At 51.5% G+C, this 25438-nt stretch carries 21 protein-coding genes; 3 read left to right on the forward strand and 18 right to left on the reverse strand.

Translation table 11 applies throughout. The annotated features are described in order from the left end of the window. The first annotated feature begins 451 nt into the window (after positions 1 to 451). The 3 genes from JNJ77_01200 (at position 452) to JNJ77_01210 (ending at position 4054) form a co-directional block, all read left to right on the forward strand. Positions 452 to 919, forward strand: a complete 468-nt coding sequence (locus JNJ77_01200; GenBank protein ID MBL8821172.1) for an FHA domain-containing protein — start codon at positions 452 to 454, stop codon at positions 917 to 919. Next, positions 916 to 2295, forward strand: coding sequence for a PQQ-binding-like beta-propeller repeat protein (locus tag JNJ77_01205; protein ID MBL8821173.1), 1380 nt, complete (start codon positions 916 to 918; stop codon positions 2293 to 2295). The genes JNJ77_01200 and JNJ77_01205 overlap by 4 nt, the downstream gene beginning before the upstream one ends. A 166-nt stretch (positions 2296 to 2461) precedes the next feature. Continuing rightward, on the forward strand, positions 2462 to 4054 hold the full coding sequence (locus JNJ77_01210) for a serine/threonine protein kinase (GenBank protein ID MBL8821174.1): 1593 nt from the start codon (positions 2462 to 2464) through the stop codon (positions 4052 to 4054). A 73-nt stretch (positions 4055 to 4127) separates the two neighbouring features. On the opposite strand, the gene JNJ77_01215 is transcribed toward JNJ77_01210, so the two are convergent. From JNJ77_01215 to JNJ77_01300, 18 genes are all read right to left on the reverse strand, one after another. Beyond that, positions 4128 to 4727, reverse strand: a complete 600-nt coding sequence (locus JNJ77_01215; GenBank protein ID MBL8821175.1) for a hypothetical protein — start codon at positions 4725 to 4727, stop codon at positions 4128 to 4130. Positions 4728 to 4871: 144 nt separating this feature from the next. After that, the gene (locus tag JNJ77_01220; protein MBL8821176.1) at positions 4872 to 9830 is read right to left on the reverse strand and encodes an exo-alpha-sialidase; all 4959 of its coding nucleotides are present in this window, start codon (positions 9828 to 9830) and stop codon (positions 4872 to 4874) included. Between the two features lie 516 nt (positions 9831 to 10346). Next, on the reverse strand, positions 10347 to 10727 hold the full coding sequence (gene atpC, locus JNJ77_01225; protein ID MBL8821177.1) for an ATP synthase F1 subunit epsilon: 381 nt from the start codon (positions 10725 to 10727) through the stop codon (positions 10347 to 10349). Positions 10728 to 10739: 12 nt separating this feature from the next. Next, positions 10740 to 12185: a F0F1 ATP synthase subunit beta gene (atpD, locus tag JNJ77_01230; GenBank protein MBL8821178.1), complete on the reverse strand. Its 1446-nt coding sequence runs from the start codon at positions 12183 to 12185 to the stop codon at positions 10740 to 10742. A gap of 112 nt (positions 12186 to 12297) precedes the next feature. After that, positions 12298 to 13170, reverse strand: a complete 873-nt coding sequence (atpG, locus tag JNJ77_01235) for an ATP synthase F1 subunit gamma (GenBank protein ID MBL8821179.1) — start codon at positions 13168 to 13170, stop codon at positions 12298 to 12300. A gap of 55 nt (positions 13171 to 13225) precedes the next feature. Then, positions 13226 to 14938, reverse strand: a complete 1713-nt coding sequence (locus JNJ77_01240; protein ID MBL8821180.1) for a F0F1 ATP synthase subunit alpha — start codon at positions 14936 to 14938, stop codon at positions 13226 to 13228. After that, on the reverse strand, positions 14898 to 15527 hold the full coding sequence (gene atpH, locus JNJ77_01245; GenBank protein ID MBL8821181.1) for an ATP synthase F1 subunit delta: 630 nt from the start codon (positions 15525 to 15527) through the stop codon (positions 14898 to 14900). Before atpH ends, JNJ77_01240 begins: the two co-directional genes overlap by 41 nt. A 2-nt stretch (positions 15528 to 15529) precedes the next feature. Further along, entirely contained in the window at positions 15530 to 16285 is a 756-nt protein-coding gene (atpF, locus tag JNJ77_01250; GenBank protein MBL8821182.1) for a F0F1 ATP synthase subunit B, read from the reverse strand. Between the two features lie 46 nt (positions 16286 to 16331). Then, positions 16332 to 16655 carry an ATP synthase subunit C gene (locus JNJ77_01255; GenBank protein ID MBL8821183.1) on the reverse strand — a complete coding sequence of 108 codons (324 nt, stop codon included), beginning with the start codon at positions 16653 to 16655 and terminating at the stop codon, positions 16332 to 16334. Positions 16656 to 16791: 136 nt separating this feature from the next. Beyond that, entirely contained in the window at positions 16792 to 17619 is an 828-nt protein-coding gene (gene atpB / locus JNJ77_01260) for a F0F1 ATP synthase subunit A (GenBank protein MBL8821184.1), read from the reverse strand. Beyond that, a complete protein-coding gene (locus tag JNJ77_01265) occupies positions 17616 to 17825 on the reverse strand; it encodes a hypothetical protein (protein ID MBL8821185.1) in 210 nt (69 codons plus the stop codon). The genes atpB and JNJ77_01265 overlap by 4 nt, the downstream gene beginning before the upstream one ends. A 167-nt stretch (positions 17826 to 17992) precedes the next feature. After that, positions 17993 to 18223 carry an AtpZ/AtpI family protein gene (locus JNJ77_01270; GenBank protein MBL8821186.1) on the reverse strand — a complete coding sequence of 77 codons (231 nt, stop codon included), beginning with the start codon at positions 18221 to 18223 and terminating at the stop codon, positions 17993 to 17995. 194 nt (positions 18224 to 18417) lie between these two features. Beyond that, on the reverse strand, positions 18418 to 19896 hold the full coding sequence (locus JNJ77_01275) for a phenylacetate--CoA ligase family protein (protein MBL8821187.1): 1479 nt from the start codon (positions 19894 to 19896) through the stop codon (positions 18418 to 18420). Positions 19897 to 20079: 183 nt separating this feature from the next. Continuing rightward, entirely contained in the window at positions 20080 to 21189 is a 1110-nt protein-coding gene (locus JNJ77_01280) for a membrane dipeptidase (protein MBL8821188.1), read from the reverse strand. Continuing rightward, positions 21186 to 22535, reverse strand: coding sequence for an MFS transporter (locus tag JNJ77_01285; GenBank protein ID MBL8821189.1), 1350 nt, complete (start codon positions 22533 to 22535; stop codon positions 21186 to 21188). The genes JNJ77_01280 and JNJ77_01285 overlap by 4 nt, the downstream gene beginning before the upstream one ends. Further along, positions 22532 to 23866, reverse strand: coding sequence for a hypothetical protein (locus tag JNJ77_01290; GenBank protein ID MBL8821190.1), 1335 nt, complete (start codon positions 23864 to 23866; stop codon positions 22532 to 22534). Before JNJ77_01290 ends, JNJ77_01285 begins: the two co-directional genes overlap by 4 nt. A gap of 189 nt (positions 23867 to 24055) precedes the next feature. Then, on the reverse strand, positions 24056 to 24562 hold the full coding sequence (locus JNJ77_01295) for a hypothetical protein (GenBank protein ID MBL8821191.1): 507 nt from the start codon (positions 24560 to 24562) through the stop codon (positions 24056 to 24058). 298 nt (positions 24563 to 24860) lie between these two features. After that, positions 24861 to 25328 carry a hypothetical protein gene (locus JNJ77_01300; GenBank protein MBL8821192.1) on the reverse strand — a complete coding sequence of 156 codons (468 nt, stop codon included), beginning with the start codon at positions 25326 to 25328 and terminating at the stop codon, positions 24861 to 24863. Positions 25329 to 25438: the final 110 nt, after the last annotated feature.

The raw sequence follows: 25438 nt of genomic DNA on the forward strand, positions 1-25438 counted from the left end.
CACTATCTGGTGCAGGCTTTTTTTGGATGGCTACGAGTTATCAGTCCCAGATTGACAGACAGTTGAAATGCACTGACGCAGGAATTGAGCTGAGGTCATGCCCCGTTTTTGTGCCTGTTGCGCCAACAATGCAATCTGTTGACGGGATAGTAACAGTGAAACTTCTACGATATCGCTACCAACAACCTCATTGGATGCAGATGCACGGGACAGGCTGGAATTGATTAGGTTCATGGGAACATCCCTGAATGTGGGCGTTGCTGCCAAATGAGAGTGCAAAACAGATGCCGCAATGAATTGACATTGTGAAATCGTGCCAGGTTCATTGATATTTGGCTGTTTTTGCGTGCTTCTTGCCCGGCAATAGACTACAGTAACGAAAGAGAGTGCATATTTATAGGGCTATGCTCGCCTGCTTTGTAAGCGTTACCCACCTGGTTGGAATTCTTACATGACTCCTTTAACGCTGGTTTCATTAAACGGGGGCAAGCAGCATTCGCTGGCTAAAGACCTGATATTGGTCGGCAGACAGGAAGGCAGCGACATCCACATCGAACATAAAAGTGTTTCCAAGCAGCATTGTGTACTGCTCGTTCGTGATGAGAAACTCTGGCTGCGTGATCTTGGTAGTACCAATGGATGTCATGTCAACGGTAAGCGGGTGCGGCGCTCGCTGGTGAAACCGCACGACATTCTTGGTTTTGCTGGGTTTAATTTCCGCGTTACCAGTCCTGCGGATAAGAAGAAATCGAGAAAGCAGAGTGCTGGAACAGCCAAGCTCGATCAAGAAGAACTGAAACGTCTTGAGCAACGCATGAAAACCAGTGACCTGATTGCACCGAAGGAAGGAACGGTGGTGCAGGTCAATAAACTGCCAGATGAATACACGCCTGTTGCAGAGGATGATGAAGAAGCATGATGCGATTGATCTTGCTGCCTCTTATATTGATGCTGATGGGAACTGCTTCGGCAAGGATGCTGCCAAACCAATCTGCTGCTCAACGAGGCGTAGATTGGCCCCGATTTCTTGGGCCATCTGGGGATGGCAAGTCTACTGAAAAAGGTGTGAAGCCATGGCCGGCGGCAGGCCCGGAGCTGAAATGGACAATTCCGGTAGGAGAAGGATACTCAGCTCCTATTGTCGTTGAAGGCCGATGTTTGATTTTTGATCGCGCTGGTGGGCAGGTACGATGTCGATCACTTGACCGGGAAACGGGCAAGGAGCTATGGGCATTCCAATACTCTTCGAGTTATCAGGATAAGTACAATTACGACGGTGGGCCACGAGCATGCCCGGTTACCGATGGTGAATTGGTATACCTTTACGGCCCTGAAGGACTGCTTCATTGCATTACTCTGGCAGAGGGCAAGCTGGTTTGGAAACTAGATACCGTAGCTCAATTCGGTGTGGTACAGAACTTCTTTGGCGTGGGAAGTACGCCGATACTGTTCGGAAATAAACTGCTGGTTCATATCGGTGGCAGTCCGCCTGGCAGCGACAAGATTGAATTCGGAAGTCTTCCCAACAACGGCTCCTGCATGGCAGCATTTGACAAGAAGACCGGCAAACTGCTGTTTCAAACAGGAAATGACTTGGCCAGCTATGCTTCTCCTCAATTGGCAACGTTGAATAAGAAAGAGGTCTGTTTGATGGTTGCACGGGAAGGATTGCACGGTTTTGACCCTGAGCAGGGACAGGAACTGTTTCACCTTCCTTTCCGTGCGCGGATGCTCGAATCAGTGAACGTAAGTAATGCTGTAGTAGATGGTCAGGAACTGATGCTGACGGAATCCTATGCTGTTGGCTCGAAGCTACTCCGTGTCAAAAATGACTGGTCACTGGAAGAATGCTGGAATGCTGTGCCGCGTCGCCGAGATCAGGGTATTGCGGCACACATGAATACACCGATCAAAGTTGGCCAACACGTGTACGGCTGTACTGGCAGACAACCTAACGATGCGGAGTTGCGGTGTATTGAATGGGAAACGGGCAAGGTAACCTGGCGCGAGAAGCCTCAACTGGGTGACTATATCGCTGGCCGGGGTACTGCCACTTATGTGGATGGCTATCTACTCTATCTGGCTGAAGAAGGCGTGCTGTTTTTGATCAAAGCGAATCCTTTCAAATATGAACTGATATCAACCTGGGATGGCAGGCGAGGTATTAAAAATGGCCCGCCTTTACCCATGCTGCCTGAGCCTGCCTGGGCGGCGCCGGTGGTTTCATCAGGCTGCATTTATTTAAGAGGGCAAGGCAGGCTGGTTTGCCTATCCGCCTATGTGCCCCATCAATAACTTTCGCCTTGATACTTGCTGCATTCCTTTTAATGATCAATAAATAATGGCAAAATGCATGGGGAATACCCATTGATTACCCTACTAATATGCTATTATTCATGTTTGCACGGATCATCCATTTTATTCAACAATAACTTATTCGTGCTTTGCCGGAGTCAAACAGATGCCGCCATCACCTGACAAGGACGATCTTGATGCGATTGCAGAAGCAGCCAGTCAGGCTGACGATACGCACACAGGTGATAACCCACATACTGCCAATACTGAAACGGGAAAACATGCTCCGCAGAGTTCGCGGCCTTCTGGACCAGTCGATGCTTACACCCTTTTGAAAGAAGGTGCACAGCCGGTCACCCTGGGCGATTACCAGATGACCAAAAAGCTGGGGCAGGGTGGCATGGGAGCTGTGTTCAAAGCCAGGCAGATCAGTCTTGATAGAGATGTCGCTTTGAAAGTGCTGGCCAGGCACCTGGCAGATGATGAGAAGTTTGTCAGCCGATTTCAGCGTGAAGCGCGAGTGATGGCCAGGCTGGATCATCCCAACATCATTCGCTGTTACAGCGTCGGTATTGAAAATGGTCTGAATTACCTGGCGATGGAATTTGTGGATGGATGCAGCCTGCAGGATCTCATTGAAAAGCATGGCAAATTCTCCGTTGGAGACGCGCTTTTCGTCACACTGCGTGTTGCTGAGGCGCTGGAATATGCACATGGCTTGAACCTGGTGCATCGTGATATCAAGCCGGACAACGTGCTGGTGAACAAAAAAGGCGTCATCAAGCTGGCTGATCTTGGACTGGCCAAGCCCATGAATGATGACTTGTCCATGACAGCATCGGGAGTGGGTGCAGGCACGCCGCAGTACATGGCTCCGGAGCAGATGCGATCGGCCAAGGATGTGGATGGCCGAGCCGATATTTATGCACTGGGTGGCATGCTCTATGTCATGCTGACGGGCAAAAAACCGCATGATGGTGAAACGCTTGTCAAATTGCTGGAGCAGAAAGAAAAGGGACGCATTGAACCGGCACGCAAGTTGAACCCGAACGTGCCGGACAGGCTCGATCTGATGATCGATAAGATGCTGACCAAGAGCCTGACGGCCCGTTATCAGACCTGTTCCGAAGTTATTCGCGATCTGGCAGGCTTGGGAATTGCCAACGATTATCTGAGCGTGATGCACCCCGATGGGCCGCCCGTTGGCCTGGCTTCGAAGTCCAATATTCCTCCGATGAAAAGCCAGAAGCCTGCCAGCACACCTACTGCAGAAGTACCGGTGACGCCGCGTGTTCTTCCACAGCGGCGCGAATCGGATGTCCCCACAGGGGATGTTTGGTATCTTGCTGCTGGAGTAACGCGCGATGGGAAAAAGAAAGTTCGCAAGCTGACCTATGCCCAGATGAAAGAACTGATCAAGAGCAAGCAACTGGATTCCACTATGGAAGCCAGCAAACAACCTGGTACGGGCTATCGTGCACTGGCTACTTTCAAGGAATTCGAACTGCTCTTCCGTTCACAGGTTGCACAAAAGAAGCTGGAGCGCAAACAGGAAAAGCTGCAGGACAAGTTTGCTGAGATAGCAGCTGAGGTGGAAAGCTACGAGCGAAAGAAATGGTGGAGCCGGTTTTTTAACAGCGTTGGCGGCTGGGTAGCCCTGGTAATAGGTCTTGCGGCACTAGGCGGGTTAATCTTCCTTATTGTTAAGTTCGCTCCTGTTATCATGGACTTCTTCGCCAAGAAAGTTGGAGCCACTTAACTTGGTAATTAAACACCAACAGCCGCGTGATGAGTCATCACGCGGCTTTCTTGTTGGTGAATTGAAATGCAGACTAAGCTACCTGTGCCTTTCGAGCTAAAACTCGTCGGCGCAGATGCATGCCTGCTAGCCCCAAGGCGCCCATACCAGCCATGATAAAACCGGCGGGTACGGGAACGCAGACTGCTACGTCATCAATAAAGAAAAAATGAGGATCATTGCCAAAATTGAAACGGAGTTCTTGCGGAGAACCATCTCCGATTACCGTGAACACAAAATGTTCCCAATTCGGACCATCATCTGGTCGATCCGTTTCGGAATAAAGTAAAACTCCATCAAAATACACTTCAAAAAAATTGGATTCGGGATTGTCATCCCAGCAATTTAAGTAAAACGAAAGCTCATACTGAATACCAGCTTGGGTATTGATCATCTGCCAAAGTGAACCTGGGCCATCAGGAAGTCCTGTGGTTGAACCTAATGCCGCACTATAGGTACCAGTGTGCGGAAAAAAATCTGAGACACTGTTAAAAGGTCCAGAGACGTTCCAACCGGTAAAATCTCCCGTTTCAAAACCACCATTAGCAACGAGGTTGATTTCTCCAGCAGTTGCCTTGCCCGTCGCAAACAGGCATAGCACTGTGGCAAGTGAAGCTAACATCAGACTTCGCATAGCAAGCTCCTAACGAAAGAAGAACAACAGGATGCATCAGGGCGATGAATGCGGTTGTAAGTTTTGATAGATACCACCCTGGCTAGTAGCCAGGGTAATATTGGGGTTAATTCAGCACGAGGCAACTGAGCCCTATTGGCTTGTCTATGCCAGCGTGCGTGTGATCTTCAGCATGGCCTGGTCAGCCAGGCTCACGGCCAAGGCAGCATCACTGACGGAAGGCTTGTTCTTCTGCACGAAGAAGTGAGCCAGCGCTTTCTGGTCAAGACCGCCTGTCTTGCGGGCAGCAGTCGCCAGCAGGGCATCAGTCATCGCTTTGGATTGAGCAGTCTTCTTGCTGAGGGTAGAAGAACTTGTCAACAAGGCTGATGATGACTTGCCGCTGGAAGAAGTCAGCAGGCTTGGCACCAGTTGGCCACCGCTGGTGGATGGGCTAGTGGAGATTGCCGAGACGCTGGTTACTCGACCCGCATTGGCGATATTCACACCCATGAAGTAAACACCAGTGCTTCCACCCTCAGCCCTGACACGAGCACGGTAGGTGCCCGCGAGCGTAGTTTTAAGGATTTTTACAATTTCATTACGACCGTCAGCCAGATTAGCTCCAGCAACCAAGTTTCCATTGGGATCATAAACTTCCAAATCTGGATTGAGAAGAACCTGAGGCTCGCCGGGGCCATCGCCAGGTGTACTGGTATCGACTCGCAGATACTTGTTGGCATCCACGTAGAAGGAATACCAGTCTTCCGCAGGAGGCAGCGTCAGGCTGGTACTCTTGCCAGTACCCACAAAGGTGTTGCCACCGGGTACATTAAAGCCCAGCAGAACCCGGTTGGGTCCCTGGGTTCCTGCAGCCTTGATGCCCACCGTGGCGCTGCCACCGTTGTTGCCTGCTGCAGAGCCGGAGACCAGATCCTGGTAGTTAAACCTGACCGTGCCGTCAGCTGCGTACAGAACAGCCTGGAAAGTCAGGGTGTCGCCAGTTGTTCCACCCGAGAAGAAGGAAACCTGGTTCCACTGAACGACGAGTCGCTGAGTTGAGCCGGATCCCAATACCTGGAAGAACACATTGGAATTGGCTCCACCGCTGACAATCAGATCATCCCAGAACGGAGCAATGCCTGCCAGTGAAGGCGAAGTCGTAAGATCAGCATTAGTGAAGGAGGAATCACCACCACCAAATGTCATCAGACCATTGCTGCTGACAAATACGGTGTTTTGTGTGGTGTTGTAGAAAGAGAAATTGAACCCGATGGAAATTGAAGCTGATGCATCATCCTGACCGCTCAGTGCCGAGATCACGGTACCAGTGGAACTGATATCTTCAAATCCAAAGGTCAGTACGTTGGGTGTATACACCGTACTGCCGCTGGCAAAGATAGCACCCAAAGCACCTTTATTACCTGCAATGGGTTGTGCTGTTGCCAGCGTATCGTTGGCTTCACCATCGAATGCAGTATTGTTGCCAACTACTACACTATAAGGCACATTGCTGGCACCACCTACTCGCACATAGTAAGTACCAGTAGTGGTGATCTGATAGTTGCTGATCATACTGGTGACATTGGTGAAACCACCTGCACCAGTTGCCAGCACTGCATCAGCAGCATCACGCAATTCCACAGTGACATTGCTGGCTGTCAGGGCGGTAGCAGCAATGTTGGCGAACTGACCAGCCGTGAAATTCACAGCATAGTAATCGCCCGTGGGATTGGGAGGACTGATCAGCGTGCTCTGACCAGTTCCTACAAATGCATTCGGGCCGTTGTTGAAGGCCAGAAGCAGTCGGTTTGGTCCCTGCGTGCCTGCTGCCTTGATGCCTACCGAGGCGCTGGCGCCGTTGTTACCGGCAGCTCCGCCAGATGCCAGGTCGAGGTAGTTAAACCTTATTCTGCCATCCACGTAGATCTGGGCCTGGAAAGTTAGCGTATCGCCGGCAGTTCCACCCGAGAAGAAGCGGATGTTATTCCACTGCACCGTCAGGTGCTGATCGTTGCCAACGCCAGTTACCTGGAAAAATACATTGGAACCTGCCACGCCGCCCGCAGTATGCAGATCATCCCAGAATGGCATGATGGCAGCCTGCGTTGGTGCTGTGGTGAGATCAGTATTGGTGAATGAAGTATTGGCGGAACCAAATACCAGCGAACCATTGCTGCCAACAAACACGTTCGTATTGTTGGTGCCATAGAACGGGAAGCTGAATCCGATGGGGATGGATACGCTCGCGTCATCCACGCCGGTCAGCCCTGCAATGACAGTTCCAGTTCCACTGATGTTTTCAAAACCAAATGCCACTGCGGAAGCAGTGTAATTGGCATTGTCGGTAGTACCCAGTACAGCACCACGGGATGCGGTGGCAATGGTCGAGGTCAGATTAATGACGCTGCCGTTGATATCCTGTGCCGTGGCAACGGTATTGTTAAGCGCACCCACGACATTACCTTCGAGTTCAAAGGCAGCATTTAGGATCACTTCTACCGTGTAATTCCCAGTAGTTCCACCAACGCTGCTGACCTGGATGCGGTAGGTACCCCCTGCACTAATGGTCGTAGTCTGGAATCCAGTGATCTGACCAGGAGCAGGAGCTGAAGCAAACCCCATCGAGAAGTTAGCTGGATCAAACAGATCGACACGAGGTTGAAGTCCAGCACTGGTAGGTCTGACAATAATGGTCAGCTTCTGATTAGGATCAATATTGATCAGGAAGCTGTCGGTATCAGCAGCAAAGTTCACTGTTCCGCTGGCAATCGGATCATAAATGAGTGAGCCAAGCGGATTCTTGGGTGCCAATGGCGTTGGGTAGGGAACAACACCAATATCAACACCGTAGTTAGCAGAGAAATTGCTGCCAGGGTTATCGAACGAATCGGTAATGGCATTGGCAGCAATGCTAGCGGTCAACGTTCCTTCCTGGGTGATGCCACCGATGGTGAATCGCACCGTGGTATTGCCTGGAAGAACTACAGCACCTGTTACAACTGCACCTGGAATGCCGGCCAGGACCAGATCAGTGGTCTGTACTGATGCAGGATTGATCGGTTCGCTGAAAGTCACATCGTAGGTAAATGGTCCAGGGAGCGTGAAGATGCCGTTGGGGAACGGTGGATTGGTAGAAACCACGCTCATCAGGTTGGCATCGTACAGGAATGTGCCGTTGAATTCAAAGACGGGGTTGCCATCGGGGTCACGCAGAAATGCTCCTGCGTCAATGTGCATAGTCTGTACGCCTTGAGCAGTAACTGGCGAACTGTTGAAGGTAAAGATCAACTGCGTAGATGTATTCACTAATACACTGTCTGCAGGAATGCCATTCACTTCAAAGTCACTGGCATCTACCGTGCCGGCTTGCACAGGATCACTGGTGTTTACAGTAAACACTGTTGTCTGCGTGTTCTGAATACTTCCAACAGCGGGCACTGTTGTGGAAACTGCCAGACCTAGTGCAATCTTCTCGTAGTAAACATTGGGATCTTTGCGAGGTGCTCCACCGGGAAGGTCATTGCGATTATCTGACCAGATGACATGGAATGCACCTGGTGTAGCGACGGCAGTATCGTAATCACCCATGTAAACAGAATTGACTACTGCATCACGACCGAATTCCGGCAACGATGCGACATCACTGATGGCAAAACTCGGGGCAAAGTTTAAGGTGCCACCGGAGATGGTTGCAACACGGCCATAGTACTTGTACAAATTGTTAGCGGTGTCTTCCTGCCGACTGTAGTAGAAGATACCCAGTTTGCCACCGTCTGGTGTCACAGCCAGTGTTGGCTGCCATTGATCAGTAGTAGTGGCATCGTCATTGACTCTGGTAGGAGCGCTCCAGGTTGTGCCGCCATCAGTTGAAACAGTGACAAAAACGTCAGCCTTGTCGACACCAGCTGGATTGTTGGCAAAGGTTACATAGATGTGTCCACTGACTGGATTGACTACAGCGTGTGGGAATTCATTGCTGCGGAAACCGGAGAAGGTACCAGTACCTTGTCGTAGACCAGTCAACCCCAGATCGCCATTGGTTCCACCAACTAATCCGCTGGCCACTGTGATTGGAGAGCTGAAGGTGTTGCCAAAGTCTGTGGACCTCCTCATCTGGATAGTCGTGCCAGCATACCAATAGACCTGTATGGAGTGATCAGGAGCCACGGTAACAAATGCGCCTTGATTGCCAGTGACAATCAATGTTCCGCCGTTCGGTCCGAATGTAGCTCCACCATCAGTTGATTTGAAGAAGTAAATGCCAGGACCTGCTCCGAATCGACGTGAAACCATATAAACGTTGCCATTGCCTGCGCCAGCATAGTTGTCGACCGTGTGCCATTGCTTATCTTCCGAACTACCGCCTGGTGTTGCATTGGTCGGTGCCATCCAGGTAGCACCACCATCATCCGAACGGAACATCTGAATGGTGCCAGCACCACTGAAACCAAGTGTGGAGAAATAGATTCTACCTGTCGTATTGTCGCGAGCCAAGACAGGGTCGCCTGCATCACCTATTGCGCTGGTTGGAAGTGTTCCACCATCAGTAAATGTAGCACCGCCATCGGTGGATCGCGCCCATCCAGTGAACTTATTTGTTCCACCTGAGTTCGATCCAGAATCATTGAAACCAATTACAACATTGTTCCCCCAGGCGACCAGACTGGTTTCACTCTGGGTGAAGTTAGCTGTTCCAGTTGAACCTGTGTTATTATTACCGAGGGAATCGTACGGATCACCGTCAACCGTACCGCCATTGTCACCCCCATTATTTTTCAACTGACTCAGGTAGGTATCGTAGTCAAATGGGCCGTATAGATTTTGTGATCGTGCAGCGGCTGGTTGAATCTTGCGTAGAGTTGCAGGATCCTGAGCAATGTAATCTTCAACATGAGTAAAACCGGGTACTGTTTGAAGAGTATTGACAACTTGCGTTTGATTAAGACTGGGGTCAACTTTCACAAGATACGCGCCAGATAAATCCATCGCACTGTGGACTTCAACAGTGCTGTTGGAAACTCCACCCATCTGGAGCAGGCTTTGCCCTAGAATTCGTTGTTGCTCAACATTGCTGGCACCGGTCATGCCGCCGAAGTATGCCACCCACAGCCCATTGGCCATCAGGTTTCTATCCTCTAAGAGCTCCAGTAAAGGTCTGTACTTGCGTAAAGGTAGAGCGGATGAGTCTCGATCATGTCTGGCAAACCTTGCACGTAACATTGAAACACTCCTTCAGGTTCCCACTTTTAGAATGCATTGACGAAGAACATCGCCGTACTCGGGCTTGTAAGGCGTGCTCAATTTCTGCTTGACCTGTGGTCTTTCAGTGCCAGATAAAAGAAGGGCGATGAATCCGGCTTATGCTGAAATTCTCAGGTTGCGAGTCAATGTTGAATGAGAGTGCGGGCAACCCTCATTTAGGGCGGAGTGTAGTTCAAGAAAATTACGATTGCAACAAAAAACTGAAAATAATTTTCATTTTTGCGTTAACTTAGGATAAATATTCTGAAAATACGGCGTTTTTGAGAGAGATAATTATGTGAATTCTGGTTGTCTCAAAACAACTCAAAAAACTCCACAAACAAAAAAGGCCGTCTTCTGATGACCTTGGAAAATTCTTGAAACAGTTTAATTTGATCAGTGTGTGGCAGGTGCTTTTCCTGCTACATGCAATTGTGCTTTGGCTTTGGCTAGTGCACTTCCAGCAAGACCGCTGAGTTGAGATTCCAGTGCAGCAACCTTGATGTCACCAACAGCCACTGCTTTCGGCGTCAGAATACTGACAACATTGGATCGCACCTGAACGAATCCACCTTCGATGTAATAACGACTGGTTTTGCCGGAGTGCGTTGTACGGAGTTCACCAAAACCCAGGCGGCCTGTCATGGGGGCACGATCAGCCAGAATACCAAGTTCGCCATCGAACATGGGGACAGCAACAAACTCCACCGTCTCATCCAGCACTACACGTTCCGGAGTGACGATCATGCATTTCAGGCTTTTGGCGTTCGAATCCATAATCACCTCAGATTAGCCAGCGGCCAGTTTCTTCGCCTGTTCAACTGCCTCATCAATTCCGCCAACATACATGAAGGCGGCTTCGGGCAGAGTGTCGTGTTTGCCTTCGCAGATTTCCTGGAAGCTGCGGATGGTTTCAGCCAGCGGAGTGATCTTGCCTGGGCGGTTGGTGAACGCTTCAGCCACAATGAACGGCTGTGACAGGAATCGTTCGATACGGCGTGCTCGTGTCACCACCTTTTTGTCTTCTTCACTCAATTCATCAACACCCAGAATGGCGATGATGTCCTGCAGTTCGCGGTAACGCTGCAGGTAGCCTTGCACCATACGGGCAACGCGGTAGTGTTCATCACCCACCACCTGTGGATCAAGGATACGGCTGTTGGAGGCCAGTGGATCAATCGCAGGATAGATACCCTTTTCAGAGATCTTTCGTTCCAGATAGATGAACGCATCCAAGTGGGCAAACGTGTTGGCAGGAGCAGGATCGGTTGGATCATCAGCAGGCACATACACGGCTTGTACCGAAGTGATAGCACCTTTGCTGGTGGAGGTGATGCGTTCCTGCAGTTCACCCATTTCCGTGGCCAGCGTTGGCTGGTAACCCACGGCACTGGGCATACGTCCGAGCAAGGCGGATACTTCCGAACCTGCCTGCGAGAAACGGAAGACGTTATCTACGAAGAGCAGGGTATCTGCTCCGGTAACATCACGGAACCATTCGCACATGGTGAGTGCGGAGAGGGCGACTCGCAAACGGGCACCAGGCGGCTCGTTCATCTGGCCAAAGACCATCGCTGTCTGGCTTAACACCTGGCGGTCGGTCTTGCCAATCTTGGTTTCCTGCATTTCGAGCCAGAGATCGTTTCCTTCACGGGTACGTTCACCCACACCGGCGAACACCGAGTAGCCACCATGCTGGCTGGCAACACGGGCGATGAGTTCCTGCAAGATAACGGTCTTGCCCAGCCCAGCACCACCGAAGAGACCAGCTTTACCACCGCGAACCAGCGGGGTGAGAAGATCGATAACCTTGATGCCTGTTTCGAAGATTTCCGTCTTGGCGGAGAGATCGGCCAGCTTGGGTGGCTTCTGGTGAATGGGGCGGTTTTCCTTGGCATTGACTGGGCCACGGCCATCAATGGGCTGGCCAAGCAGATTAAACACGCGCCCCAGTGTTTCCTTACCTACAGGTACCGAAAGAGGAGCGCCGGTATCGACAGCATCGGTGCCTCGAACCAGACCATCGGTAGTGCCCAGGGCAACGCAGCGGACGCGGTTGCCACCGAGGTGCTGCTGTACTTCGCCCACCAGGTTGAACTTGATAGCCTTGGTGTCAATCTTCACATTGACGGCGTTGTAAATTTCAGGCAGGTGACCTTCGCCAAATTCGACATCGAAAGTGGAGCCGATAACCTGCACCACTTTGCCGGCGATTTGTTTTGCAGTTGCGACCATTTCGGGACCCTTCGTTCTTGCTTGACTTTTCAGTTCTGGTGAGTCCTGAGTGCTGAGTCCTGAGTGCTGAGAATGCAGGCAGGGTTCGCTCTTGGGACTATTGTGACTCGGCCTATTTCAATGCCTCTGAACCACCGATCAGTTCGGCAATTTCCTTGGTGATCTGTGCCTGGCGAGCACGGTTGTACTCCAGCGACAGGTCACGGATCATTTCTCCAGCGTTTTCCGTGGCGGCTTTCATGGCTACGCGACGGGCAATCTGTTCGCTGACCGCTGCATCGAGAAAACACTTGAACAGTCGTGCCTTGAAGGCAGCTGGTAACAATTCTGTCAGGATATCTGCTGCATCGGGCAGGTATTCGTATTCCAGTCGTGGCCCGCTGACTTTACCTTGAGCCGTCTCGGCATCGAGTGGCAGCAGTGTTTCAACAACGGGCGTCTGCCGGGCTGGATTGATGAATTTCATGTAGGCTACATCGATGCGATCTACCTCGCCTTTGATGTACATCTGCAGATACTTTTCAGCAATTTCATCTACCTGATCGAAACTTGGCTTGTCTTCAAACTGCGTGTAGGCAGCCTGGGTAGGAATGCCCTGAAATTTGAAGAAGGCGATGGCTCGCTTGCCGGAAAGCTCAACAGGATTGTTGCATCCAGCAGCCTTGATTTCCTTCATACGATTCTGGGCGATTCGGATGATCGAACCGTTGTATCCGCCGCACAAACCACGGTTGGCGCAGATAACCAGAAGAAGGTGATTCTTGATTTCCGAACGTTTCTCAAGAAGCGGATGGGATACTTCGCCGGCGCTGGCGGAAAGGTCTGCAGCCAGTTCGCCAATCTTGCGTGTATAGGCAGCAGCTTCGGTTGCCCGATCCATCGCTTTCTTGAAACGTGCCGTGGCAATCAGTTCCATCGTCCGCGTGATTTTGCGGATGTTTCGGATGGCCTTACGGCGATTGACCAGGAGTCGAAGATTTGCCATGTGTTATCGAGTTCCTCCGGCAGCAGTTGCCGCCGGCTCGTTTTAAGGGTTTTGATTAAACGTTGGTTGGTGTCTTGAATTGGGGGACGAACGTTTCGATCGCCCGGGTCAATTCCTTCTCCACTTCATCCGTCAGTTTCTTTTCCTTGATCACGAGGTTGCGGACTTCAGGAGTCTGTTCCTTGAAGAAGGTCAGGAACTGCTGTTCCCAGGCGTTGACGTACTTGCGATCCACCTTGTCGAGGTAGCCCTTGGCTCCAGCGAAGATGATCGCTACCTGATCGGCAACGTGCATGGGTTTGAACTGTCCCTGTTTCAGGATTTCCACCATGCGATAACCACGATCCAACTGCTGTTGAGTCGCTTTATCCAGTTCAGTACCGAGCTGTGCGAAAGCTTCCAATTCGCGGAAGGCAGCAAGATCGAGCTTCAGACTGCCTGCAATTTTCTTCATAGCAGCAGTCTGGGCATTGCCACCCACGCGGGAGACTGACACACCCACGTCAACCGCGGGACGTATGCCTGAGAAGAACAAGTTAGGCTGCAGATAGATCTGACCATCCGTGATGGAGATCACATTGGTCGGAATATAAGCCGAGACTTCGCCTTCGAGGGTTTCGATGATGGGCAGAGCGGTGAGTGATCCGCCTGTTCCAACCACCTTGGCCACTTTGGTGCCAGGAAATTTCTTGACGGTTTCTTCGGCTTCATGCTTATCGAGCGGGCCGACATAAACTTTGCAAGCTTCCTTGCCTTCCCGTTTCTTGTTGGGATCAGCAGCTGAATTGACACCCCAGTCTGCAGTGACTTTGGTAACGTCTGCAGTATCAGGAACGATGACCCACTTTTCAGCAAGCTTGGCGGAACGTTCCAGTAAGCGGCTGTGACAGTAGAACACGTCTCCAGGATAAGCTTCGCGGCCTGGAGGACGACGCATCAGCAGCGACAACTGGCGATACGCAGCAGCCTGCTTGCTTAAATCGTCATAAACACACAGTGTGTCGCGGCCTTTGTACATGAAGTACTCGGCCATGGCAGTGCCAGCGTAAGGGGCGATATATTGGAGAGGAGCAGAAGCAGCTGCGGAAGCTACAACAACAATGGTATAGTCCATCGCTCCGCTTTGGCGAAGTCGCTCAATGACAGTAGCAACCGTCGATTCCTTCTGACCCACAGCGACGTAGACGCAGATCACGTCTTCTTCACGCTGATTCAGAATGGTATCGATGGCGATGATGGTTTTACCCGTTTTGCGGTCACCGATGATGAGTTCACGCTGTCCGCGACCGACTGGGGTCATCGAATCGATGGCCTTGATACCAGTCTGGAGGGGCTGACGCACCGGTTGGCGTTCTGCCACGCCGGGAGCATTCGATTCAACCAGGCGGTATTCCGAAGCCAGGATCGGGCCTTTGCCATCGAGCGGGTTACCAAGTGGATCAACCACGCGGCCAATCATGGCATCGCCTACAGGCACGCTCAAGAGTTGACCTGTGCATTTGACTTCATCGCCTTCGCGGATGCCGAGGTAATCACCCAGGATGATGACACCAACGGAATTCTCTTCGAGATTGAAAGCCATGCCACGTACGCCAGCGCGGGTAAACTCGAGGAGTTCACCTGCCATGACGCTGGCCAGGCCGTAGACGCGGGCGATACCGTCGCCCACTTCGAGCACACGGCCTACTTCGCTGGCGGCCAACTGGCCCCGGTACTGGCTGATCTCGTTAGACAGTACAGAAACGATCTCGTCTGCCTTGAATTTCATGACTGCTTCTTTCCAGGAGCTGGTTCTTAAGCTGGTTGAGGCGGGCCTGAACGGTACCGTCGAATTGCCAATCGCGATAACGGACCAGGAACCCGCCAAGCAATTCCGGATCGACCTGTTCATCGAGCATCGGCTCGATATCGAACATGGCTTTCAATTGTTTCTTCAAGCTCGTGCGCTGGTTGTCTTCCAGAGGTACTGCCGACTTGACCACCACGCTCGCACGCTTGTTCTTTTCATCCACCAACTGCTGATAACCAGCAGCGATGGCGAACAGCAGATCGAGTCTGCCGTGATTGTTGATGACCTGCAGAAAATTGACCAGGGTTTCGCTACCTTTGCCACGAAAGTTCTTGTCGATAAACTCGGCTTTGACTTTCTTGTTGATGGTTCCTGAGGCAAAAAACTGAGCAAGAGACGGTTCCTTGCGGTATGCCAGCTCAACCAGTTCCCTGAGTTCTTCGTTCAGGGAATCGGCTTCACCCTTGGGAGCAGCATCAAAAAGCGCCTCAGCGTAAACGCGGGCAATACGTTCTGCGCTGACGTCGACTTTCTTGTGCAGCTTGGCATCCGCCAGTGGATTGCTCATGATCAGGCATTCCCCAGTTTGGCAGCTTTCATTTCCTGAAGCGTCTCATCGAAGAGCTTCTTGTGATCTTCCGGTCGCACTTCCCGTTTGATAGCCTTGCTGGAGAGCATGGCTGCCATCTGAGTTGATTGATTCCAGAGATCTAGCAATGCCTGGTCACGTGCGGTTTCGATTTCCCGTCGCATCCGGTCACGTTCTGTGCCGATTTCCTTCTTGGCTGCGCTGAGCATGTCTTCCTTAGCGCTCGTTGCGTCGCGGCGTGCTTCATCCATCATGGCGCGAATGTTGTCATTGGCCTTGGCCATTTCAGCAGCGAGTTCCTTCTGAATCCGTTCGGATTCGTTCTTGGCGTTCTCGGCAGCAGAGATGGCGTCAGCAATGTTCTGCTCGCGTTTCTTCAAACCATTCAACATGGCAGGCCATGCGGTCTTATTGAGTATGAACAGCAACAAACCGAATACAACAATGGTCCACAAGCCCAGATCCCAGCGAAGGGAAGCCATCTGTGTGACTGTCGGGATATGCTCCAGCTTTGCCTTTTGCACTTTCCCTGCAGCCATCAGCTTGTCGAAAGCCGCAACGTCTTCCTGCTTGGTAAAGTCGAAAACCTTGCTGGCCTCATGGCCATCTTCGTTGACGTACTCCACTTCATATTTGACGCCATGGCTGCCGCCATCTCTGGCCAGCGTATGACCAGGCAGGGCGCACAGCATCAGGAGAGCCAGACAGCTCATCCCCCAAGCCCAACCACGAGACATGGTAAATCTCCTCGAAGGATACAACCCGTACCAGGGCACAGGATGCTTAACCAATGAAGAGACCGAGCAGACAGAAGATCAAAGCGATAATGCCGGCACCTTCGAGCAACGCGGCAATGGTGATCATGTTCTGAGCCACCTTGTCGGAGACTTCAGGCTGACGCGCCATGCTTTCCAGGGCAGAGCCGCCAATGCGACCGAGACCCAGACCCAGGCCGAGAACGACCAGGCCGCAACCCAGGCCCACGCCAACTGCCTTGGGTACTTCGGCAAACAAGGCAGCGCCACTGGTGCCATCGGCTGCCGAAGCAGGCGCAGCGGTGAATGCCAAGGCAGCAAGAGCGATCCAGCAGAGATTCAGCACTTTCATGTTAAACACTTCTCCAGTTACGATGCCCGGCACAGGTGTCAGTCAGGAGCCAGCAGAGGCGGACCGGGCCGGGTGGGCCGCTTGCCAGGCAATGTCATTTATGTGTCAATCGCACGCACATCATCAGATTTATGGATCAATGATGTGGATGCAAAGCACTTCCCAGAAACAAACTGGTTAAAAACGTAAAGACATAGGCTTGCAGGAATCCGACAAAGATTTCCAGCAGACTTACGCCAATAACAATCAGAATGCTTCCTACAGTGATCGGTGCAAACAGGTACCAGCCCAGGAATTTGGACATGGCAATGAAGCCCAGAATACTGGACAACACCAGGTGACCTGCAAACATGTTTCCAAAAAGTCGAATAGCCAGTACCGCGCCTTTAATGAGTGCACTCAATACCTCAATCGCAGAGACCAGTACGGTTACCGGAATCGTTAAGCCAAATGGTAGATGACCCAGATGGGGCACATAACTGCGGCAATATCCTGCGAAACCAAGCTTGGCGATGGCACTGCCATGAATCAGCAGGAACGCGAACAGAGCCAGTACGCCAGTGACAGCGAGACTGCCGGTGGGCGAACCCAAACCAGGAATCATGCCTAACAAATTGCAGAACAGAACGAACAGGAAAATAGTCCAGAGAAATGACACATACTTATCAGCATCGTGTTCGCCAATCGTTGGCTTGGCGATTTTTTCACGTACGAAGGTAAGCAGTACTTCAAAGGTGTTCCACATGAACCCTTTGGGGGCGCCGCCATTTTTGGCTGATCTGGCAATAGGCAGATAAATGAGAAGAATCAGCAGGGCGGCAATCACTTCGAGCAGCATGTACTTGCTGAGCCAGGGTGGCAGATGAATTCCGAGAAATTCAAAATTCTCCAGCCAGCTAATGTGGTACCCATCCACCACATGGTGAAAGAGGTCGGCTGCAAAGAGTGGAGTCGCAAAACTCATACGTTTAATTCAGTTTTATGTGAATGAGACCTGATTTCCCGCACATGAAGCAGCAGGCCAGCCTGATAACAGGCTGCCAGGCTGAGCCAGAATGCTACTCCCCAATCTGGATAAGTCAGGCGAAACGCGAGAGCTGCCAGTACCAGGGTTAAGAGCATCCGCCACGCCATCAGGCGAAGCTGTTGCGATAACCAAGCAGTGCACATCTTAGAGACGCTGTGACCACTGGCAACTTTGAAAAATCGAGTTATCTGAAAAGTAATCAACACAATAAGGCCAGCCGCCAGACTGCTGAGGGCATCATTGACACTACCTAGGCAACCACTAAGAGTTACGCCGACTCCAATCGTGAAGAGCCAGACGAGAAAAGGAATCATTTTTTGGAAGAATTGGAATCAGCGGGTGGGTTCAGCAGAGACATCAAGTGAATAAATCCGAGAGTGGGGCCTAGCAATGCACCAATAATGGTGCACCAGGGCATGGTTCCCAGCCAGTAATCCAAGCCAACACCAACACCGACCGGGACAGCCATTTCCATCCCAATCTGGCTGAGTTGATAGTATCGAGTCAGTCTGCTGATCTCTTCCTTGCTAGGCTGGGTCATCTGTTTACAGTACGGTTTCCGTTGCACAAGTGGAGATGTGAGTCACATAAGCAAGCCTTACCATACTACTTGAATTCTTGGCACTCCTTGGCCTCTTGGCGGTTTATTTTTTTAACCGCCATGACGCCAAGAAGACGCCAAGAGATATTCGTCAATGTGTGTCAAATCGCTGTTTCAAGCGTGCCCTACCATAACTATGGAGCAGTAACCAGTTCTCGTTCTTCTCGCCTAACTGAGTGTGTTATGCGCGGTTGATCGAGATCGTCGGGAATGCCCACCTGGCTGATGACACGACGAAGTTTGCCGGTACGTGGATCCGGGCCGATGTGGTCAACGATTTCGATATCGACATGGATGATGTCAGTCAGTTCTTCGTATGCCAGCTCTCGATCTGCAACGGCTTCGACTTCTTCCATGTGGATATTCATATCGGGCCGGGGTTCCACTTTGAGAACAAAACGGTTGCGTTCGGGTTGATGCACCTGGAATTCTGCCACTGCAGGAGAGCCTGCTGCAATTTTCTTGAAGAAGAACATGGCAATTTCCTGGTAGCTGTTGCCTCGGCGATACCAGAGACGGTCGTTGCTGCGGCCTGCAATGTCTGCGACGAGTGGCAGTTGGCTGCCACAGGGGCAGGGAGTGCTGCTCATGGTGATGACATCATCCACTTCATAACGAATGAGTGGCTGAGTGAAGTTGAGCAGATTCGTCACCAGGACTTTATCGCCCGGTTTGCCTGGAGGTACGGGGCGGTATTGACGGTCTACCACTTCGAGAATTGCCAGATCAGGATTGAGATGTGCACCATGGCCTTCGGGGCAACCTAAGGTCAGACCCAGACACTCACCCATGGCATAGTGGTTGGCAATCGGCACGTTCCACGCACGGGTGATGTACTCACGTGCCATGTCGTTCATCGGCTCACTGATGCTGGTGACATGCTGCAGGCAGCCTGCTTGCCTGAGTTTGAGCTTACCCTGCAACTCGGCACGTGCCAGGTTTTCCAGCACATGGGCGTATGCCGTAATAATGTTGGGTTTGAATTCATTCAGCTGTGCCAGGTTTTCTTCGAACGGATCGTTGATGTTCAGTCGTTGGATGTTGGAGAGTTTCCGCAGCGCGTCCGGTACATTTTCAAAGGCTGCACCACTCGGAAAAAAGCTCTTTCGAAAAAGAACTACTGACATTCGCAGCTTGGATCCCGTCAGTTTCTTCCACAGGGTGGCCCAGCTTTTGGGCATTGAATGGCCTCTTGCGGCCTGCATCGCAAATGTCTTTTCGACGTCACTCATCGATTGAACCAGCAGAGCCGATTCACCCTGGCTGCCAGAGGTATGGCAGACGACATATTTCCCCAGATATTTTTTGCCAAGGTTACCGGGGTCCTGCATGAATTCATGCACTTCATCCCGTTTGATGTTCTTGTCGGTAACGATGGAATCGAAATGAGCGATGAATTCCCTCTTGGGCAATACGGGCAAGTCGCCGACGCAACATCGATCCAGGTTGAGATGTGCAAACTTCTCGCGATAGAACGGCGAATGTTCCGCGGCATGCTTAATCAATTTTCGAAAGCGGTGCTCCTGGACGGCATCCCGTTTGGCAGGAGAAGATAAACGAGCCAGCACATCCGATCGCCGGATGTGATAGATAAAGCGCAGGGTATCCAACATGAAAAAGCCCCAGGAGAAGGACTATTTTGAAAAGGCGAAGATAAAATCTACCATTCTACCTGGATTACTTAAACGTTATAGACTTCCTATTTATCCAGATTGACTTCGTAATAAACGGTATAAACGGACTAGTTTAACAGATTAAGGTGTTGAATGAATGACGTCTGAGTTGCAAGAGCCGATTTACCGAACTGATTTTTCGGCCCAGGCTCGCGATAACAGATCAATCCAGTTGCAATGAAAGATGCCTTCAATGGCTGATTCGGAGTACCCACGTCGTGTCAGAATTGGATGTAACTTCTGGAGATCGGCGATGGTATCCAGGTCGGATGGAGATTGCTCGGTACCGAAGCCACCATCAAGGTCTGATCCGATGCCACAATGTTTAGCTGAACCTGCAAGCTGGCAGATGTGATCAATGTGATTGGCGACATCTTCCAGCGTGGCAACCCTCCTGATATTGCCCGGCCCCTGGCCACAACCTGCATCGAGCATCCAGCAATCGCACACAACGCCGATGACGCCGTCACGCTTCACAATTTTCTGGATGTCGCTGTCACGCAGTTGCCTTTGTCGATCCACCAGCGCCCGGCAGTTGTGATGGCTTGCCAGCAGTGTTCCGCCAAACATGTCGAACACCTGATCCATAGCCTCATCGGCCAGATGGGTGACATCCAGGATCATGCCTTGTTGCTGCATAGCTTCGAGCAGCTTCGGTCCTGGTTCATTGAGCGGGCCGGGCGAACCGGTGCCATGGCTGTAGAGGCTGTTGCCGTAGTGTGACAGACTCACGATGCGCAAACCTGCATCCCACCAAGCGGGAACATCTTCTGGAGTCAGAATCGGATCGGCTCCTTCCATGCTGATAAGAAAGCCGAGTGGCGGAGCAGGTTGTTGAGTGTCTTTCAGATAACTTTGCCATTCGGTGACGTGTTGGTTGAGAGCCTGAGCATCTTTCAAAATGCGAATATGCCCATGCCGTTCGAGGGCGCGGTAATAGTTCAGTTGCCCCATCGCTGCTGCATAGGATGCTTCGGCAGAATCGTAACCAGACTTGGGAATGAAAGAGAGTTGCACGCCATCCTTGTCGTAACGGGCGAGCAAGGTGGCGGAGACGATGGCCAGTTGTCCTTTCCGCAGTGCAGGCAGGCTGACGGTGTTGCAGCCTCGGCCTGGACCTTGATATCCAGCTTGTCGTTCACGTTGACGGATTTCCTGCACCGGGAGTGTCAAGTTGCGGTTCCACTCCAATGCGTTCCATGCCAGGTCAAGGTGCATGTCTACCATCATCATGATTTGGCTTTCTCTCCACGTCGATGAAATGTCTGTGATGGATCAATCAAAAACCACATGGAGGCAGCGGCCAGGAACGCGCAGGCATAGACGACGAACAGTGGATTCCAGCCAAACGTTCCGAAAATCCATGCGCCGATGCGAGGCTGAATGGCATTCCCCATGTTGCCAAACATATTGATGAACCCTGCAGCGGTGCCTGCGTACAAACCGCCGATATCGACTATGCTGGCCCAAGTCGCCCCTTGTCCGAAATCGAATGCAGCCCCTGCTACACACATCAGAATGACAGCATCTTCCGGGTTGTCAACGTAAGGCACACAGAAGATGGCGATAGCTGCTGTCGTCAATCCACAAAGTGGAAAGATCGCCCGGCCAAGCCACTTGCGACCCGTGCGTCGAACCAGCCAATCGCTCAGCGTTCCACCCAGCAGGCAACTGATGCCGCCGTACAACAGGGGTTGTTTCCAAACACTCTCAGACAAATCAAAGGGGAATTGATGCACGTCTTTCAGATAGCGTGGCATCCAACTGACAAAGAATGACCAGCCAAAACTGCCAAACAGATAAAAGCCGATGATGGCGAGCAGGCTGCGATTGGCGAGCAGATCACGCCAGAGTTCTCGAAAGGGGACGTGGTGTGCAACATCTTTTTCCCGCCCAGTACGAATGAGTTGTAACTCTGCAGCATTCACCGATGATTTCTGTTCAGGAGTATCGCGGAACCAGAAGTAAAACCAGATGCACCAGATGAAGCCGATCAGCCCGGCGACACCGAAGCCGATCCGCCAACTGGATACGCCTTGCAGACCGGGAACGGCATCGAGCCAGGAGCGAACCGCAGCAGTATCAATCCAGCGGATGATGGCTGCAAACAGGAACGGACTGAACGCACCGCCCCAGCGTGCTGCCAGCCAGAGCCAGCCACCAGCCCGGCCACGCGCTTCTTTCGGCAGCCAGTTTGACTGCACCCGTGCCATGTTCGGAAATGCACCAGCTTCGCCAACACCAAACAGAAAGCGAATGACCAGAAGCGAAATGAAGCCAGTAGCAAAGCCGGTGAGTACGGTGAAAAGCGACCAGAAAAAAACAACGCGAGTGAGAGTCAGCCTGGCTCCAAAGCGGTCACCGAGCCAGCCTGCCGGTATTTCAAAGACTGAGTAAGCCAGCCAGAAAGCACCGAGAATATACCCCATCTGTTCATCAGTGACGAAAAGTTCGCGTTGAATCTCGCCTTGAACGCGGACGATGCAGACACGATCAAAATAAGTGAGAAATGACACAGCCAGCAGAAACGCCATCACCTGGTATCGGACATGCGTGGGAGATTGAGCGGGTGATCTCATCGCGCCTCCTTGCCCAGTCGATCCATACCCTTTGGCTCAACGGTCTGCTCGTTGACAAGTTTCCACGATGCTCCCATCTCGCGAAACGCCCGAAAGTCGATTGGCTGATACCGGATATTCAGATGCTCTGTTGGATAGGTGGTGTCTCCTGCGTGATGCGATTCAACCCCAGCAGCCACCATGCCGGTCGTGAGCAGTGTCCGTTCCACGGGGTATGGAGCTTTGCCTTGGCGAAAGAAAGCCTGAATGGCATGTGAGAGCGCTTTGAACAGGCAACGGTTGTTCCACGGGCCAACATAAAAACTGGTTGCCAGCGGCTTGGGATCATCAGCTTTCCGACAAGCGAAATGCCAGCGGGTTCCGTTTTGCCTGGTCCTGGCAACCATTGCTTTCAGGCCATCGCGATATTGAATATACAGTCCCCAATCGACAACGGTTTTCAACTTCTCGATGTCGATATTGCCTTCCGTCCGATCAGGCTCGGCATTCAGGGCAGCGATCAGAAGATCAGGTGACCATACACCCCGCTCAGCGGTTTGCCAGAGTACATCCTTGGCCATGTATTTGACGCTGGTTACACCTGTTTCGCCACCGGCTCGGTTTTCCACCATCGATTGCAACACTTCCAGACCGTGGAAATCGTATGAATCCAGTCCGCCACCATGCGTTGCCACTGCTTCCCTGAGTTCTGTTCCAGCAGGTAAATCCATAGGCGGTATTCGCTGTGCGAGTGGAACGGAACTGCCAGCCATGAAAGGAATCTTCAATTCCTGGGCGGTGTCATACATCTCCTTCGCCCAGTCCCAGCGGTAGGAAAGGTGTTTGTCGTTAAACACGGGTGCAACTTTGCCTGTCTGCCGAAAGACTTTGACTGTTTCATCAAAGAAACGTTTGCGGGGGTATTCACGCTGCCCTTTGGGGTTGAGTGGGTAGTTGCCGTGTTCGCCGATGCAGAGCACAGCGTCAACGGCAAGGGTGTTGCTGCCCATCGTGAGTGCTTCGTGAATCGTTGGACAAAGTTTAATGCCATAGTCTTTTGCGACTTGTCGAGCCATGTCACGCTTGTCAGGAAATTGGTCACAATACATGCTGACAACTTTGCAGTCTGAATGCGTCACCTGTCCGTTGAAGTAGTACGGCTCCAGAAAGTTTTCGAGAATGACATGAGCATGACTGCGATAGGTCATCTCGGTGATGATGGCTGCAACTTTGACTTGTCGTGGACCTTGAGCAAGGCCGCTCGAAAGATGGCATCCACCTGCCACCAGAGTTGCAGCAGTCTGCAGAAACTGTCGGCGATGGGGTTTGGAATGCGGATGGTGAAATTTCATGTGAACGCAACTGGCAGGGGATAAAGGCAGGATGTGCCTAGGTTACACGAAACGATTTGAGAAATGAATCAAATTCTGACAAGCATATCGCTGAGGTGCCACGGAAATGTCGTACTCGACTTTTCCGTGGAGGGTGGAGAGTAGCTGTACGTCGAACAGGGAGGTCATCAATCTTCCTAGCACGGCATACTAATAAATGATAAAGTTCCCATCGGCCAACTTCTTGCTGGTCCAGCCGCACGGGAAACGCCCCGATAGTATTAACTTAAATGCGGTTACAAAGAATGGACAATTGTATAAGTTTGAGAATTGCACATTCAGCAATGTATGCATGATGTACCATTGTATTTCTTCAGTCACATGTTGAGGAAAGTCCATTCCTGACTTTTCAATTACTTCCTCCCTTAGTTTTTCTGCCAATGGTAAGATTGTACGAGAGCATTTTAAAAAACTACCTTTGTAATCGGTAGTATTTACTTCCGGTTTGACTTTCTGCAATTCCTTCCACACATGCACTCTGACCTCATCTGTCAATTTCAGATAAGATCTCTTCTTAAAGTTTTTGAATGCATCTTCCCAAGAGTCAACAAGCTCAAAACACTCCTCTGTCTTGCGTAAAGGTTTTCCTGCTCTGGAAAACCAATTTGCATCGCGGAGTCGTTGCAAAGCATCCTTCGTCCTTTCAGCAAGAATCATTACTAAGCTCCTAATCCACGAGGGGGGAAGTCCTTCATTGCTGGAATACCATATGCCATTCTTTGCACTTGTTCCATTGTTTGGTGGTAGGTACGGCTAACTATGCTGGCTTGGCGAAACACTCTCGTCAACTTTCATCGCGTTTTTCTCCGTTATCAGAACAACGAAGTGTATTGCCTGATGATTCAGTCAGGAACTGTTCATGCAAACTTGTCTCGAAGGTTGGCCACTTACTTTGTGCGTGGCTCTAAAGCACTCCTGTTTCGCGACGCAAGCAGTGCCACCCACCGTTCGTATTTCACGGTTCCACTCCGAGCCAGAGTGGGTATTGCGGGTCGCCTTCTTCGAAGACGATCCAGACCGTGTCGCCGACGGAGGGCAGCGATCTTGGTCCGGGAACGCTCACTGCCCATGCAGTCTTGTCACCCGCAACGGTTGGCACTTTAACCTGAATCCGTGATTTCCCTGCAGGGTCCTGCGTACTCATGCAGATTCCAGCATAGACACCGATGTAATTCACGGTTGCTGCCGCGCGTTGTTCGAACCGCATCCAGACCGGGTAGTCGGCGTTTCCCCCTTCGAACATGACCCAGAGCCTATCTCCTACGGAGGGCATTACCACACTTCCCGTCGGCCAGACACAGGCTCTCGCCCACGAAGTCATTTCGCCCAACACTGCTGGCACCTTGACCTGTAACCGTGATCTGCCTGAGGAGTCTTTGTTGTTCTCGCAAATTCCAAGATAGCTGCCGTGGTATCGCGCCATGGATGACACTCACTTTCTTTTCTTCGCATTGCACACTGGAAGAAAGAGTATGGTGGGTCGAGCGATAAAGCATCGAAGCAATGGTGATCTCGTTGTATCAAGCTCGCCCC

The organism is Planctomycetia bacterium, from assembly GCA_016795155.1.
Lineage (GTDB): Bacteria > Planctomycetota > Planctomycetia > Gemmatales > HRBIN36 > JAEUIE01.